The sequence below is a fragment of the Bifidobacterium scardovii JCM 12489 = DSM 13734 genome, from assembly GCF_001042635.1.
Classification (GTDB): Bacteria; Actinomycetota; Actinomycetes; order Actinomycetales; family Bifidobacteriaceae; genus Bifidobacterium; species Bifidobacterium scardovii.
Genome location: NZ_AP012331.1, coordinates 1,995,769 through 2,011,117 on the forward strand (window position 1 = coordinate 1,995,769; position 15,349 = coordinate 2,011,117).

Genomic DNA, 15,349 nt, shown 5'->3' on the forward strand with positions numbered 1-15,349 from the left:
GCTCCCCTCAGTCGGCTACGCCGACAGCTCCCCTCCGAGAGGGGAGCCAGACCCGCTGCCGCACTGACGCGGCGCCGCCGTCGCGCCGCCACACCGATCAGGTGTCGATCTTGGAGCGGTCGAAGTCGTCGGCGTTGTCGACGATGAAGGCCTTGCGCGGGGGCACGTCGTCGCCCATGAGCAGGCTGAAGATCCCGCTCGCCTCGGCGGCGTCCTCCATGCGGATGCGGCGCAGCATGCGCGTGCGCGGGTCCATCGTGGTGTCGGCCAGCTGGTCGGCGTCCATCTCGCCGAGACCCTTGTAGCGCTGGATGTCGGGGTTGTAGGCGATGCGCTTGCGGTCGAGCTCGGCGAGCTTGCCGGCGAGCTCGTCGTCGGAATACGTGTAGATCACCTCGCCCTTGTGCGATCCGGCGAGCGCGATGCGGTGCAGCGGCGGCACGGCGGCGTACACGTGCCCGTGCTCGATGAGCGGGCGCATGTACCGGTAGAACAGGGTGAGCAGCAGGATGCGGATGTGCGCGCCGTCGACGTCGGCATCGGTCATCATGATGACTTTGTTGTACCGCGCCTGTTCGATGTCGAAGCTGGCCCCCGACCCGGCGCCGACCACCTGGATGATGGCCGCGCACTCCTTGTTGGACAGCATCTGCGAGAGGCTGGCCTTCTGCACGTTGAGGATCTTGCCTCGGATCGGCAGCAGCGCCTGGAACGCGGAGTTGCGGGCCGCCTTGGCGGTGCCGAGCGCGGAATCGCCCTCGACGATGAACAGTTCGGCCACGTCGTCGTTGCCCGGCTGGCAGTCGGAGAGCTTCGGCGGCATGGACGCGGATTCGAGCGCGTTCTTGCGCCGCGTGACCTCCTTGGTCTTGCGCGCCTGGATGCGGGCGTGCATCTCGCCGACGATCTTCTCGAGCACGCGGCCGGACTGCTCCTTGTAGCCGCGCTTGGAGCCGGTGATCAGCTCGCCGAACTGCTTGTCGGTCATCCTGGTGACGATCGGCTTGACCGGGGCGGTGCCGAGCACGTCCTTGGTCTGCCCCTGGAACTGCGGCTCGGCGATGCGCACGGTGACCACGGCCACCAGGCCGGCCAGGATGTCGTCGCGCTCGATGCGCGTGTTGGAGTCCTTGAGGTTCACCTTGAGCTTGCGCGCGTTGTCCTCGACGGTCTTGCGCACCTGCTTGGTGATTCCCAGCAGGAAGCCGTCGACGTGCATGCCGCCGCCCGGCGTCTCGACCACGTTGACGAAGCTGCGCATCACGGTGTCGTAGCCGTTCACCCAGCGCAGCGCGATGTCGACGCCGCAGGTGCGCGTCTCCTTCTGCGCGTGCAGCTCGCCGCCCTCGCCGACGGCCTGTGTCTCCTCGACGTACGTGTCCTCGCCGGTGATGCGCCAGATGTCGGACACCGGCTCGCCCTGCGAGAGGAAGTCCACGAAGTCCCTGACGCCGCCGGTGTGGCAGAACTCCTCGACGCGGCGGTGCGCGTGGTTCGCGGCGTCGGACTTGGCGAGCGTGACCGCGGCGGACGGGATATCCGGGGAGGCGCCGCCGTCCTCGGTCCCAGCGTCCGCTCCGTCGGATTCGGATTCGTGTGCGACAGCGTCGCCGGCCTCCGGGGAGGCCTGCTCTTCCGGCATGGCGGCGTCGTCGACCTCACGCAGTTCGTCGACCGATTCGTCGCCGGTTTCGGGAACGGTCTCGTCGATGACGGTGATCTTCAGCCCCGGCACGAGGAAGCTGGTCTGGCGCACGCGGTCGATGAGCTGCTCATAGCTGAATTCGGCCGTGTCGTTGAAGATTTCGGGGTCCGCCCAGTACCGGATCCGGGTGCCGGTCGTCTTCGGGCTGACCTTGCCGATGATCTCCAGCTCGGTCGGCCGGTTCTTGCGGGTGCGCTTGAAAGGCGAGTCGGGGAACGGGTTGGCCGGATCCGCGTCCGTGTACACGCCGGGATGTCCCTGATGGAACGCCATGTGGTGCGTCTTGCCGTCGCGGTCGACCTCGACGTCGAGGCGCGAGCTCAGCGCGTTGACGACGGACGAGCCGACGCCGTGCAGGCCGCCGGCCGCATTGTAGGAAGCGTTGCCGAACTTGGCGCCGGCATGCAGCTTGGTGAGCACGACCTCGACGCCGGTGAGGCCGGTCTTGGGCTCGACGTCCACGGGGATGCCGCGGCCGTTGTCGGCGACCTCGACCGATCCGTCCGTATGCAGGGTCACGGTGATGCGGTCGCAGGCGCCGGCCAGCGCCTCGTCGACCGAATTGTCGATGATCTCCCACAGGCAGTGCATCAGGCCCTGGCTGTCGGTGGTGCCGATGTACATGCCGGGGCGCTTGCGCACCGCGTCAAGCCCCTCCAGCACGGTAAGGCTATCGGCGCCATAGCTTTCCTTGGCCATAGTTCTCCTTATCGCATCACAACATGCGCCGTGCCGCCTCGGATGGCATCATCCGAGGCGACGGCGCGCACACAGGAACCGTCCGGCGCAACGCCCGGCCCGTCCGGGCGATCGCGCGCCCGAAAGGGTCGTATCGGCGGCCGGCGCGGCAGCCGGTCACTGGTCGAGGAAGTCGCTCAGGGTCTGCGAACGCGAGGGGTGGCGCAGCTTCGACATGGTCTTCGACTCGATCTGGCGGATGCGCTCACGCGTCACGCCATACACGCGGCCGATGTCGTCGAGCGTCTTCGGCTGGCCGTCCTCGAGGCCGTAGCGCATGCGGATCACGCCGGCCTCACGCGGGGACAGCGTCTCCAGCACCTGCTTGAACTGCTCCTGCAGCAGTGAGAACGCGACCGCGTCGGACGGCGCGATGGCGTCGGTGTCCTCGATCAGGTCGCCGAACTCGGAATCGCCATCCTCGCCCAGCGGGGTGTGCAGCGAGATCGGCTCGCGACCGTACTTCTGCACCTCCTGCACCTTTTCGACCGGCATGTCGAGCTCGCGCGCCAGCTCGTCGGGCGTGGGCTCGCGGCCCAGGTCCTGCAGCATCTGGCGCTGCACGCGGGACAGCTTGTTGATGACCTCGACCATGTGCACGGGCACGCGGATGGTGCGGGCCTGGTCGGCCATGGCGCGGGTGATGGCCTGGCGGATCCACCACGTGGCGTAGGTCGAGAACTTGAAGCCCTTCTTCCAGTCGAACTTCTCGACGGCGCGGATCAGGCCGAGGTTGCCCTCCTGGATCAGATCGAGGAAGAGCATGCCGCGGCCGGTGTACCGCTTGGCGAGCGACACCACGAGTCGCAGGTTGGCCTCGAGCAGGTGGTCCTTGGCCTTCTTGCCGTCGGACGCGGCCCACTTGAGCTCGCGCTTGCGCTTGAAGTCCATGCCCTCGCTCTGGGTGTCCAGCAGGTGCTGCGCGTACAGGCCGGCCTCGATGCGCTCGGACAGGTCGACCTCCTGCTCGGCGTTCAGCAGGCTCACGCGGCCGATCTGCTTGAGGTAGTCCTTGACGGGGTCGGCGGTGGCGCCGGCCGCGATGACCCGGCGCTTGGGGTTGCCCGAGGGGGTCAGGTTGTCGTCGTCATCGTCGTCGCGCACGACGAACGCGCCCTTTTCCTTGGGCGTCTCGGGCTCCTTGCGCTTGACCTCGTCCTCGTCGTCGGCGATGTCGGAATCCTCGTCCAGCTCCTCGTCGCCCTCGTCCTCGTCGTCCAGGCCGGACTCGTCGTCCTCCAGATCGTCGAGGTCGGCCTCGCCGTCCTGGTCCTCGTCGTCCAGCACGTCCTCGCCGACATCGGGATCGTTCGCGGTGATCGGATCCTCCTTCGCCGTCACCTTGCGGGCGGTGTCGGACGCGGCCTTCTTCGTGGCGCCTTTCCTCGAAGGCTTGCGGCCAGCCGAGGCGGCCTTCCTCTTCGTGGATGTCGCCTTGTCGAGCTGCTCAGCATTGTCCGTCGTTGCCTTCGCATCCTTCTTGGCCAAACTCATCCTCCTGCGTGATCCTGCCATACGCGCTTATACCACATAGGGCGCACTTCTAGCAAGGGCAAATCGTCAACTATTGGGAGTTAACCATCCTCCAAGGACGATTATTCCCATTTTCGCCGACCGTGTCCGCCGATCGCCCCTCGGAACGCGCCGGTGGCCCCGGAATCAACGGCACCACGCCGGCCGGACGCCGCGCTCCAGCATGCCCAGCACCATGCTCGCCAGCAGGCAGCCCCCGTCCAGATCCAGGCACCGCCACGCGTACGCCGACGACCGGTCGTCGTCCAGCCACCACAGCACGTACGAGATCACGGCGAACGGCTGCGGCCGCAACCACTCCGGCACCAGGGACGCGATCCGCAGCAGCATGCCGATGCCCCGGCCGCACCGCACGCAGTCCGGCACGGATTCCGCGTTTTCGAAGGCCTGCGACAGCATCGCGCCCATGCGCGCCCTGGACCGCTCGGCGTGCGGATCGGCCGCGAAGGCGACCATCAGGGGCTTGTCGCAGCCTCGGCCGGCGACCAGCGACAGGATCACCGCATCGCGGATGGACAGCGCCTCATGCATGCCGACCGCGAACGCGGCGACGCTGTCCCGGCTCAGCGGCGGGCAGCACAGCGGGCAACGGCAGTACGCCGCGGCCTCGCCGGCGCCAGGAGCATCGGCGAAGCCATCCGGCGATTCGATGAATTCGATCGGGGAGTCCCCTGCCCGGCCGGCGCGGCCGGCATCGCCGGCACCGCCGCAGCCCGAGCCACCACGACCCGAGCCGCCACAACCGGAATCATCACAACCGGAGTCGCCACAGCCGACGTCGCCGTCATCGGCATCATTCCGGCCGGCATCATCCCGGCCGGCACCGCCGCAAACGGCATCGTCACAGTCCGCATCACCGCAGCCGGCATCACCGCCGATATCGTCATCGGCATCGTCACCGGCGCCGCAATCGGCACTGCGGCAACCATCGCAGCGGCAACCATCGCAGCGGCTCTCCGGCCCTCCCCCGTCGCCGCGGACGGCGGCGACGCCGTCGAGAATGTCCAGCCAATCGCCGAATGGCGCGTCCACCCATCGCGCGTCGGCGACGACCGTACCGTACTCGAGGCGGGCGGCGCGGAACCGCATCGTCAGGTCGCGCAGATCGCCGGCGTCGAGCATCGGATCGTTCGCGCGGCGGCAGTGCCGCGCGTGCATGGACGGCAGCCGTCCTGGCGGCCCTATCGGCACCGGCCCCACCGGCACCGGTCCCCTCGGCCGGGGTTCCCCAAGATCCTCCATCGGTGCGCTTCCAAACGGCGCGCCCCTCGATGGCGTGCCCGATGCGGTGTCAGCGTGTCGTGTCCGGTACATGATTCGGTCCTCCTTGACTGGTTACGTCCCGCGCGCATGCGCGTGCCTCCACTATGCCGGAACGGCGCCATGCGCACGGTGGTTTTCGGCCGTTGTGGTCGGAGGCCTGCCAGCCCCGGAAATCCGCCGATCTTGTATTTCGACAATGCATGTGGATAACCTTGAGGCATGTGCACGCAGACAGACCGGACCCTCATCGAATCACGAATCGCCGAACTGGTTCGCCGCCATGCCGCGGCGACGGGCGAGGTGGTCGACCCCGCATGCCGATCGGTGCTTGACGAGGTCATCAACCAGGCGGTGACCTCCAGCGAGGGGGGCAAGCGCCTGCGCGCCCTGCTCGTGCTGAGCGCCTTCGACGCGGCCTCGGCCACGGGCGCGGGCTCCGGGGCCGGCATCCGTTCGCATGTGGCGGACATCGCCTGCGCGATCGAGGTGTTCCAGACCGCCGCGTTGGTGCACGACGACATCATCGACGACTCCGATCTGCGGAGGGGCAAGCCCTCCGCCCATCGGGCGCTGTCCGACGCCACCAGCAGCCAAGCCATCGGCCGCGGCCTGGGCATCATGCTCGGCGACCTGCTGGCCACCGCCAGCGTCGACATCGCCAACAAGGCCGCGAGGCACTGCCCCAATGCGGACACCATCATCGGCTCGTTCCTCACCATGCACCGCGAGGTCGAGATCGGGCAGGTGCTCGATCTCGCCGTGGAGATGACGTCGCTGAGCGACCCGCAGGCCCTCGCGCAGGCCTCGCTGAACGTCTTCAGGTGGAAGACCGCCAGCTACACCACCATCGCCCCCATCGAACTCGCCCTGCTCGCTGCCGGCCGCGCCCCGGCCGAGGCGCGGAGCCAGGCACTTGCGGTCGGCCGGCCGCTCGGGCTGGCGTTCCAGCTGGTCGACGACCTGCTGGACGTGATCGGCTCGAGCGCGCGCACCGGCAAGCCGATCGGCGGCGACATCCGCGAGGGCAAGCGCACGGTGCTGCTGGCCGACGCGCTGGCGGCGGCCAGCCCCGCCGAACGAGCCGAACTCATCGCGATGTTCGAGGCGCCGGCGCGCGACGAGGACGAGGTGAGCCGCGCGATCGGACTGTTCGAGAGCACCGGCGCGGTCGGCCGCTCGAAGGAGCGCATCGCCGGCCTGTGGAACGAGGCCAGGGAAGCGATCGGCACGCTCGGATTGGACCGGGAATCCGCCGATGCGCTGACCGAGGCCTGCGCCCGTTTTGTACCTCTTGCATAAATTGGCGACGTTTCGCCTCTTGTTGGGCGGCTGCATGTAAACTGTCGGTGAGATTCCATAGACGTGAGGGACCAGACGAATCAGATGAGTGAAGCCGCATATACGCCCGAGGGGCAGATGATCGAGGGGCGCTACCGTATCATCCGCAAGATCGCCGAGGGCGGCATGGCCTCGGTGTATGAGGCCCTGGATGAGCGTCTGGACCGTACCGTGGCCATTAAGGTCATGCACACGCAGCTCGCGCAGGGCCCCCACCGAGACCAGTTCGTCGAGCGTTTCCGCCGCGAGGCCAAGTCGGCCGCCGCGATCGCCAACCCGCATATCGTGCAGGTGTACGACACCGGCGAGGTGAACGGACTGGACTTCCTGGTCATGGAGTTCGTGCATGGCGTGAATCTGCGCCGCGAGATGAACGAGCAGGGCACGTTCAGCGTGCGCGAGACGCTGCGCATCGTCGCCGAGACCCTGGACGGGCTGGCGTCCGCGCACCGCGCCGGCGTGGTGCACCGCGACATCAAGCCCGAGAACATCCTGCTCAACGACCGCGGCCACGTGCAGATCACCGACTTCGGCCTGGCGAAGGCCGCATCCCAGGCCACGCTGTCGTCCACCGGCATGCTACTCGGCACCGCCGCGTATCTCGCCCCGGAAATGATCGAGGACAACCAGGCCACCCCGCAGGGTGACCTGTATTCGGTCGGCATCATGGCGTGGGAGATGCTCGCCGGCGAGGTGCCGTTCGTCTCCGACAACCCGGTGACGCTGGTGTTCAAGCACGTGCACGAGGACGTGCCCTCCGTCGCCATCCCCTGCCCCGGCATCGACCCGCAGGTCGCCGCCTTCATCGCGCATCTGACCGCGCGCGCCGTGGAGAACCGGCCGGTCGATGCGTCGGCGGCCGTCGCCGAGCTGCGCGAGCTGAGCGCCAGGCTCGACATCCCCGCATGGACGTATCGCAAGGCTCCGGCGGCCGACAACGGCCACGACACCGCCGCCGTGCCGGTGAACGGCGTGGCCGGCACGCTCGCCGGCACCGAGCCGGCCGATCTGGCGCTTGGATTCGACGACGATCCGGCCGACAGCGCCATCATGACGGCAGCCGCGCTGCCGCCGGCCCCGCCCGCTCCCCCGGCTCCCCCGGCACCGCCAGTGTCTCCGGCGCGGACCGATACGGCGGAGCACGCTTCCGACGCCGAGACCACGGCCATCAACGCGGGCCAGCCATCCGAGGCATCGTCCACCGCCACCGCCGTGCTCGGCACCGCGGACGGCGGCCATATGCCCGTTTCCCCGTCCGCGACCCAGGTGCTGCCGAGCGGCGATTCGGCGCATCCGACAACCGCGATCGCCGGCACGCGTGACGTTCCGACCCAGACCTTCGCCACGGTGGACCCGCAGACGGAACAGGGCGGAGAGCCCGATCAGCCGGGCGAACCAGCCGCCATGCAGCCTCAGGATGCCGGGCACCCCAAGCGCCGGTCCCGCAAGGCGCTCATCATCGTGGTGGTGCTGCTGTTCGTCATCGCCTCCGTCGGCGGGGGCATCTCGTGGTGGCATTTCCTCGGCCCGGGCAGCTACTGGAGCGTGCCCCAGCCCGACGACGTGAGCTGCACCGAGGGGAAGACGTGCAGCATCGCCGGCGCGAACTGGAGCAAGTACCGCAGCACGCTCAACGTGTCGGGCATCCCGTTCACGGAACAGCAGCGGTACGACGACACCATCGCGGAGGGCGACATCATCTCCGCGACGCCCGGCAACGTCGGCGACCGCATCAGCAAGCGGAGCAACGACGCGATGACCGTGGTCGTGTCGAAGGGCGTGAGGACCGCGACCATGCCGTCCGACATCCTCGACCCGAGCTCCGCCAACGGCAAGGACGTGCTTGGCGCGCTGAAGACGGCCGGATTCGACAACGTCGCGCACGACGAATCGCAGGACGTCTATTCGGAGACCCTGCCGGCCGGCGCGGCGATCAGCATCGACGGCGCCGATCCGGGCGCCACGGTGAAGCACAACACCCAGATCACCGTGGTGCTGTCCAAGGGGCCGATGCCGGTCGAGATGCCCGATATCGTGGGCAAGACGAAGGACGAGATGCAGTCGGCGTTCGACGAGCTCAAGCTCACCGCGAACGTCACCGAGCAGTACGACGACAAGATCGCCGCCGGGCAGGTGATCTCCGCGTCGAAGAACGCCGGCGACCAGCTGCATTGGGGCGATGCGGTCGACGTGGTGGTCTCCAAGGGCCCCGAAACGATCACACTGGAGAACTATGTCGGCCAGAAGGCCAGCACGGCGAAGGCGGCGCTGGAGAAGCTCGGGTTCACGGTCACCGTCAAGTCCCAGATCACCCTCGACTCGTCGAAGGACAAGCTCGTCGCCTCGCAGGACCCGACGGGCGGCACCGTGGTGCGCCTGCGCGACGAGAACGGCAAGGCCAACGCCGTCACCCTCACCATGTATTCGTCGCTGCTGTAGCGGAATGCGGCGTTCCTTCGAGTTGTCGGTGCGCCGTCGGTGAGATACCGCCCATTTCAGGACGACACGCCGAGCGTATAACGTTTTATCAGGCTGAGTCCATCGAGCCGCGCACCGACAACTCGAGGGAACGCCGCAATCGAGACCGGGAAACCTGGCGAATACCGTCTCAGCCACCCTCAGTCTCGCTTCGCGAGCCAGCTCCCGCCAGCGGGAGCGTGTCAGCCAACGCAATAGGGACTGTTTATTGGGCCTGGTACGTTAGGCCACGCACCGACAACTCGCATTCTGACGCATTCGCTCCGCTGAAGGCCCGATTCGGTTCTTCGCCGGAGCGCACGCATGCAGCGGGTCGGTGTGGAACGCCCATCGCGTTCCACACCGACCCATATCAGTTCCGTATCCGTCGTGTCGTCAGCTCCGTGTCCCGTTCTCTGCCGCCGATTCGCCCTGCTCGGCCGCCGCGGCCTGCGCCTTGAGGCGCTCCTTGACCTTTTGCGCGTATTCGTCGACGTATTCCTGGCCGCTCATGGCCTGGATCGCGCGCGTCACCCGGTCGGTGAGCTCGCGTAGCTCGTCGTGCGTCGGCGCATCGTTGCGCTCCACCGGGATCGGCGTGCCGTAGATCACCTGGGTGCGCCCCTTGGCCGGAATCACCGTACCGGGCTTCTGCAGCTCGCGGGAGCCGATGATCGCGGTCGGGATGATCGGGCAGCCGGTTTCGAACGCCAGCCGCGCCGCGCCGGTGTGCCCCTTGTACAGGCGCCCGTCCGGGCTGCGCGTGCCCTCGATGTGGATACCGAACAGGTGCCCGTCCTCGATGATCTCGCGTGCGTGCGCGAGCGCGCCGAGCGACTTGGAACCGCCCGAACGGTCGACGGGGAACACGCCGACCGAGGTGAACCACCATTTCTTGAACTTGCCCTTGATCCCCTTGCCCTCGAAGTATTCGGCCTTGCCCATGAAATGCACCATGCGCGGGCAGGTGATGGGGATCAGCGCGTCGTCGATGACCGCCAGATGGTTCGCGGCGATGATGCCGCCGCCCGTGCGGGGGACGTTGTTGAGCCCCTTGGCGGTCGGTCCGAGACGATGGCGGGCGATCGGCCCGAGTCCTTTGACGAAAAACCAGTAGAGCACTGCGCGCCCCTTCCGAAAACAGTCGCTAGAGTAGTGGGTATGACTGACCTCAACAATAGCAATGCGGACGGCGAGCAGCCAAACACCACGCCGTCGAATGACCAGACGGACGGCGCGAAGGGTGCTGCCGGCTCCCCCGAGCACGCCGCAGGCGCCCCGGACGCCGGCATGAGCGGCGATCTCGACGCGGATTGGGCCGCGTTCGCTCAGGCGCATGCCGACGACCTCAAGGACGTGGAGCATTCCCGCAACGCGAAGCGGTTCGAAAAGCACGCGCAGCGCAAGGAGAAGGAGGTGCTGCTGTCGGTCAGCGATCTGGACAACGGCACGTTCACCGACGACATCATGCCGCTGAACCAGCGCAGACGAGGCCCGCGCGACAACACGAACTCCAGTTGGCTGGACACGGACGACGTGATGGACCGCTTCGGCGACGACTTCACGCCGCCGAACCCCAAGATCGGGCCGGCGAGCAAGACCAAGCTCGTGTTCTGGGCCCTGCTGATCGTCGGCGTGCTCGGCGTCATCGCCAGCGTGTTCTTCCCCGCCCTGGCGGCGATCCTCGGCACGATCTTCGGCGCCTGCGCGCTGATCGGCGCCGGCGGGCTCATCCTGCGGCACAAGGGCCACAGCGAGACCCGCGACGACTACTTCGACGACGGCGCGCGGGTGTAGCCCGGCGCCACGGCGCTCACACGGCATTCACGGCGCGCGCGGCGCTCACGACGCGAAGTCGATCGATTCCTGCAGTTCGGCGATCATGGCCTTGGCGGCGGCGAGCGCCGTGCGCTTGCCGAAGACGACGTCCTGCTGGTAGCGCACGATCGTCTTATCGAGTTCCGAGGCCCCGTTGGGCGTGATCTGCGGTGCGTCGCCCAGCGTCGGGCCGATCTTGTCCACGAAGTCGAGCGAGGTTCGGTCGGTGCCGGTCGCGTCCTTGGCGAGCATCGCGCGGATATCGTCGTTCGCGGGGATGCCGCGCTCGGTGCCGAGCATCACGCCGGCCGACTTGTCGTTGATCAGGTAGTCGACCAGCATCGCCGCCTCGGCCGGATGCTGCGATCCGGAGGAGACCGCCCAGTACATGCCGGGCTTGAGGTACATCGTCCTGGCGCCCGGCGTGACCTGCGGCAGCTGTACCACGGTCATGTTGCCCGTGCCGGCCGCCTGCGCGTACGGGGTGATCATCGTGGCCTGCGTGATCATCATCGCCTGCTTGCCCTTGCCGAAATCGGTGTCGTTGAGCGTGGCCGCCGTGTTCTCGCTCCAGCGTTCCGCGCTGCCTTCGATGCCGTTGGCCGCCCAGTCGGCCGGCAGCTGCAGGAACGAGGCCAGCGTCTGAGGCGAGATCGTGATCGCGTTGCCGTCGAACAGGGATTCGCCGTGCTGGCGCGCCCACAGCTGCAGGCCGTAGCCGTTGTTCGGGGCGATGGCGCCGATGATGTCCCCGCCGGAGCGCTCGCTCACCTGCTTGGCGAAGGCCTCGAACTCATCCCAGGTCCAATGGTCGGTGTCGGGCAGGGCGAGCCCCAGCGCGTCGAGCACGTCGTTGTTGACGATGACGCCGAATTGCGCGCTGGTGGCCGGGGCGGCGACCTGTTTGCCCTCCACCTTGCCCATCGCGGCGAGGGACGGGTCGAGGCCGGACAGGTCAAGATAGCCCTTCGCCTTGCCGAGGTCGAGCAGCGAGCCCATGGAACCGTAGAAGGCGAGGTAGAGCTCGTCCATCTGCATCACGTCCGGGGCGTTGCCGCCCGCGGACTGCACGGCGAGCTTGTCCCAGTATCCGGTCCAGTCGGAGTATTCGGTGTCGACGTGGATGTTCGGGTGCCGCTTCTCGAAGCCCTTGACCGCCTCCTCGGTGGCCTTGACGCGGGCGTCGCCGCCCCACCAGTCCAGGCGGATCGTCACGTCGCCGTCCGAAGGCGCGACGGGGATGTCGGACGCGCCGACCGACGTGCCGCATCCCGCGGTCACGCACAGGGCCACGGCCGCCATGACGGCCGCGAAGTACTTTTCCCACAAACGCTTCATCACTTGCCTCCAGTCGTAGCGATTCCTTGGACCAAATATTTCTGGCCGAAGGTGAAGACCAGGAACAGCGGGATCAGGCTGACGACGCTCATGGCGAACATCGGGCCGTAGTTGGACTGGGACTGCGCGTCGATGAAGGTGCGCAGGGCGATGGGCACGGTGGCCATGTCGGGCTTGGTCAGGTAGAGCAGCTGGCTGAAGAAGTCGTTCCACGTCCAGATGAAGGTGAACACCGCGCAGGTGCCGATGGCGGGCTTCATCAGGGGCAGCAGCACCTGGAAGAAGATGCGGATGTGTCCGGCGCCGTCGAGTTTGGCGGCCTCGTCCAGGTCGCGTGGGAGCTCGCGCAGGAACTGGTAGAACAGGAAGGTGAAGAAGCCGTCGGTCGCGAGGAACTTCGGCAGGATCAGCGGCACGAAGGTGTTGATCAGGTGCAGCGAGTTCCACATGATGTACTGCGGGATCACGATCACGTGGATCGGCACCATGAGCATGAGCAGCATGAAGCCGAACAGCACCCCGCGGAACCGGAAGTTGAGCCGGGCGAAGGCGTAGGCCGCCATCGCGCAGGTGAGGATGTTGCCGACGATCGCGAACACGACGATGATCAGCGAGTTGAGGATGTACCGCCCGAAGGGATAGCTCAGCGCGTGCCATCCGGCCGCGTAGTTCTCCCACACCGGGTTGGTGACCACGAGACCCATGTTCGTGAAGATCTCGCTCTGCGGGCGCAGCGAGCTGGCGATCATCCACAGGATCGGATACAGCATGACGATCGCCACGGCCAGCACCGCGATCTGCTTGGCGGCGGCCGCGACCACGCGCAGCGCGGCGCGGGTGCGGTTGCCGTTCATGCCGCTGCCGGAGCCGGGCGCCGCAGTGGAAGGCGCCCCGTTGTTCATCGTTTCAGTCGTCATAGTGCACCCAGAACCTTGAAAGAGCGAAATTGATCCCCGTCAGCACGGCCACGATAAGCACCATGATCCAGGCCAGAGCGGAGGCGTATCCCATGCGCAGCGAGGCGAAGCCCTGCTGGTAGAGATACAGCGTGTAGAACAGCGTGGAGTCGCTCGGGCCGCCGGTGCCGCCGGAGACCACGTAGGCCTGCGTGAAGGTCTGGAAGCTGTTGATCACGCTCATCACCAGATTGAAGAAGATGATCGGCGACAGCTGCGGCAGGGTGATCGCCGTGAACCGCCTCCATGTGCCGGCTCCGTCCACGCTGGCGGCCTCGTAGAGTTCGCGCGGGATCTGGCGCAGGCCGGCCAGGAAGATCACCATCGGCGAGCCGAACTGCCAGACGTGCAGGGCGATCAGCGTCCAATTGGCCGTGTCCGGGTTCGCGATCCACGACATCGCCGTGTGCGCGCCGAACAGGTTGAGCAGCGCGTTGAACAGGCCGCCGGAGCCGAACACCATCTTCCACAGCACCGCCACGGCCACCGACCCGCCGAGCATGGACGGCAGATAGAACGCGGAACGGTAGAACGCAAGCCCCCGCATGCCCCGGTCGAGCGCCACCGCCAACGCCAGCGCGGCGATCAGCTGCAGCGGCACGGAAATCACCACGTAGGTGAGCGTGACCTTGAGCGAGCTCACGAATCTCGGGTCGGCGAGCATGTGCCGGTAGTTCATCAGACCGACGAACCTGGGCGCTTTGATCATGTTGTACTTGGTGAATGAAATCGCCAGCGAATACAGCATGGGGACCAGGCTCAGGCAGACGGCGCCGATGAGCCACGGCGCCAGGAAGCCGAGCGCGACCTTGGTGTCGGTCGGCTTGTCTTTCGGTTTGTGCCGGTTGCCGACCAGCGCCCCGAATTCCGAAAACGAACTCACGATGTTCCTCCCATAGCATCCGGCCTCCATCGGCCGGTTATGGGTATCAGGATATCGGCTTGTTTCTTGGTGTTGCCGCAGGTTGCCAAAGTTGCCGGGACATATACCGAAGACCCCGCGGCAACCGCTCCCGGCCTCGCTTCGCGAGTCGTCCCCGTCGGAGGGATTATGCCGGATTCGGCGCGGCCAGGCATAAAAAAGCTCCCCTCATAGAGGGGAGCCGGTGTCGTTGGAGCTTGGGTCACGCCTTGGACTTGGCGGTTTCGATCCACTTGTTGAACAGGGCTTCGGCCTTGCCGGAATCGACGGTTTCCTCAGCCAGCTTGTAGGCCTCGGCGAAGCGCTCCGCCAGCGTGCCGCCGCCGACCAGGTTACCGTCGGCCACGATGGCGGAGGCGGCGTTGAGCAGCGCGGTGGTGCGGGACGGGATGTCCTTGCCGGCCAGGAAGTCCCTGAACGCGGCGGCGTTGATGTCCGGCACGCCGCCCTTGAGCTGCTCGACGGTGATCTTGGCAAGGCCAAGGTCCACGGTCGGGTCGAAGTCGGTTTCGCTGACCTTGCCGTCACGGATCTCCCAGACGGAGACCGGGCCGGTCGGGGCCAGCTCGTCCAGACCCTCGTGCGAGGTGTAGACCAGTCCGGACTGGCCGCGGCTCGCGTACACGGCGGCCATGATCGGGCTCATCTTGCGGTTGGCGCAGCCGATGGCCACATGCGCCGGGTTGGCCGGGTTGGTCAGCGGTCCCAGGATGTTGAAAACGCACGGGATGCCGAGCGCGGCGCGGATCGGGCCGACGAAGCGCATGGCCGGGTGGAAGGTGCGGGCGAAGGCGAAGGTGATGCCCACCTCGTCGCCGACCTCGCCGACGGCCTCTGGCTTGAGGTCCAGCGGCAGGCCGAGGTCCTCGAGCACGTCGGCGGCGCCGCACTTGGAGGATGCGGCACGGTTGCCGTGCTTGACGATCTTCACGCCGGCCGCGGCAGCGGCGACCGACCCCATGGTGGACAGGTTCACCGTGGCGAAACCATCGCCGCCGGTGCCGACGATATCGGTGGTTTCACCGGAGACGTTCAGCGGCACCGCGTGCGAGACCATGGCCTTGGCCGCGCCGGACACCTCGTCGGCGGTCAGCCCCAGTTGCTCCTGCATGGCGAGCGCCGCGCCGACGGCGGCCGGATTCGCGTTGCCCTTCATCAGGTCATCGACGAACCACTCGGACTCCCCCGCGCTCAGGTGGTCTCCCCCGACCAGCTTGGTGAGAATCGACTTCCATGTGATCTCGGCCATGATGCCCTCCTTGGCGCATATACGCCGTGTGA

11 protein-coding genes are annotated in these 15,349 nt (G+C 67.2%); 3 read left to right on the forward strand and 8 right to left on the reverse strand.

The window, feature by feature from the left end; all coding sequences use genetic code 11:
* Positions 1 to 97: 97 nt before the first annotated feature.
* From BBSC_RS08310 to BBSC_RS12860, 3 genes are all read right to left on the reverse strand, one after another.
* On the reverse strand, positions 98 to 2,404 hold the full coding sequence (locus BBSC_RS08310; RefSeq protein ID WP_033518111.1) for a DNA gyrase/topoisomerase IV subunit B: 2,307 nt from the start codon (positions 2,402 to 2,404) through the stop codon (positions 98 to 100).
* Between the two features lie 156 nt (positions 2,405 to 2,560).
* Positions 2,561 to 3,931 (reverse strand): RNA polymerase sigma factor, encoded by a 1,371-nt coding sequence (locus BBSC_RS08315; protein ID WP_033518113.1) that lies wholly within the window; start codon positions 3,929 to 3,931, stop codon positions 2,561 to 2,563.
* Positions 3,932 to 4,102: 171 nt separating this feature from the next.
* Positions 4,103 to 5,134, reverse strand: coding sequence for a hypothetical protein (locus BBSC_RS12860; protein ID WP_051923162.1), 1,032 nt, complete (start codon positions 5,132 to 5,134; stop codon positions 4,103 to 4,105).
* A 324-nt stretch (positions 5,135 to 5,458) separates the two neighbouring features.
* Between BBSC_RS12860 and BBSC_RS08325 the strand changes: the two genes are divergently transcribed.
* Both BBSC_RS08325 and BBSC_RS08330 read left to right on the forward strand, forming a co-directional pair.
* Positions 5,459 to 6,538: a polyprenyl synthetase family protein gene (locus BBSC_RS08325; protein ID WP_033518115.1), complete on the forward strand. Its 1,080-nt coding sequence runs from the start codon at positions 5,459 to 5,461 to the stop codon at positions 6,536 to 6,538.
* Between the two features lie 84 nt (positions 6,539 to 6,622).
* Positions 6,623 to 9,016: a Stk1 family PASTA domain-containing Ser/Thr kinase gene (locus BBSC_RS08330; RefSeq protein ID WP_033518118.1), complete on the forward strand. Its 2,394-nt coding sequence runs from the start codon at positions 6,623 to 6,625 to the stop codon at positions 9,014 to 9,016.
* A gap of 414 nt (positions 9,017 to 9,430) precedes the next feature.
* Here the strand turns inward: BBSC_RS08330 and BBSC_RS08335 are convergent, their stop codons facing one another.
* Entirely contained in the window at positions 9,431 to 10,156 is a 726-nt protein-coding gene (locus BBSC_RS08335; protein WP_033518120.1) for a lysophospholipid acyltransferase family protein, read from the reverse strand.
* Positions 10,157 to 10,195: 39 nt separating this feature from the next.
* Between BBSC_RS08335 and BBSC_RS08340 the strand changes: the two genes are divergently transcribed.
* Positions 10,196 to 10,831 (forward strand): hypothetical protein, encoded by a 636-nt coding sequence (locus BBSC_RS08340; protein WP_033518121.1) that lies wholly within the window; start codon positions 10,196 to 10,198, stop codon positions 10,829 to 10,831.
* A gap of 45 nt (positions 10,832 to 10,876) precedes the next feature.
* On the opposite strand, the gene BBSC_RS08345 is transcribed toward BBSC_RS08340, so the two are convergent.
* From BBSC_RS08345 to trpD, 4 genes are all read right to left on the reverse strand, one after another.
* Positions 10,877 to 12,190 carry an ABC transporter substrate-binding protein gene (locus BBSC_RS08345; RefSeq protein WP_033518123.1) on the reverse strand — a complete coding sequence of 438 codons (1,314 nt, stop codon included), beginning with the start codon at positions 12,188 to 12,190 and terminating at the stop codon, positions 10,877 to 10,879.
* Positions 12,190 to 13,107 carry a carbohydrate ABC transporter permease gene (locus BBSC_RS08350; RefSeq protein WP_033518125.1) on the reverse strand — a complete coding sequence of 306 codons (918 nt, stop codon included), beginning with the start codon at positions 13,105 to 13,107 and terminating at the stop codon, positions 12,190 to 12,192. Before BBSC_RS08350 ends, BBSC_RS08345 begins: the two co-directional genes overlap by 1 nt.
* Positions 13,097 to 14,029 (reverse strand): carbohydrate ABC transporter permease, encoded by a 933-nt coding sequence (locus BBSC_RS08355; protein WP_033518159.1) that lies wholly within the window; start codon positions 14,027 to 14,029, stop codon positions 13,097 to 13,099. Before BBSC_RS08355 ends, BBSC_RS08350 begins: the two co-directional genes overlap by 11 nt.
* Before the next feature lie 241 nt (positions 14,030 to 14,270).
* Positions 14,271 to 15,317 carry an anthranilate phosphoribosyltransferase gene (gene trpD / locus BBSC_RS08360; protein ID WP_033518127.1) on the reverse strand — a complete coding sequence of 349 codons (1,047 nt, stop codon included), beginning with the start codon at positions 15,315 to 15,317 and terminating at the stop codon, positions 14,271 to 14,273.
* Between the last annotated feature and the right edge of the window lie 32 nt (positions 15,318 to 15,349).

Coding starts and splice junctions, on each gene's coding strand:
- BBSC_RS08310 (WP_033518111.1), bottom strand. CDS start 2,404: ATGGCCAAGGAAAGCTATGGCGCCGATAGCCTTACCGTGCTGGAGGGG.
- BBSC_RS12860 (WP_051923162.1), bottom strand. CDS start 5,134: ATGCACGCGCGGCACTGCCGCCGCGCGAACGATCCGATGCTCGACGCC.
- BBSC_RS08325 (WP_033518115.1), top strand. CDS start 5,459: ATGTGCACGCAGACAGACCGGACCCTCATCGAATCACGAATCGCCGAA.
- BBSC_RS08330 (WP_033518118.1), top strand. CDS start 6,623: ATGAGTGAAGCCGCATATACGCCCGAGGGGCAGATGATCGAGGGGCGC.
- BBSC_RS08340 (WP_033518121.1), top strand. CDS start 10,196: ATGACTGACCTCAACAATAGCAATGCGGACGGCGAGCAGCCAAACACC.
- BBSC_RS08345 (WP_033518123.1), bottom strand. CDS start 12,190: ATGAAGCGTTTGTGGGAAAAGTACTTCGCGGCCGTCATGGCGGCCGTG.
- BBSC_RS08350 (WP_033518125.1), bottom strand. CDS start 13,107: ATGACGACTGAAACGATGAACAACGGGGCGCCTTCCACTGCGGCGCCC.
- trpD (WP_033518127.1), bottom strand. CDS start 15,317: ATGGCCGAGATCACATGGAAGTCGATTCTCACCAAGCTGGTCGGGGGA.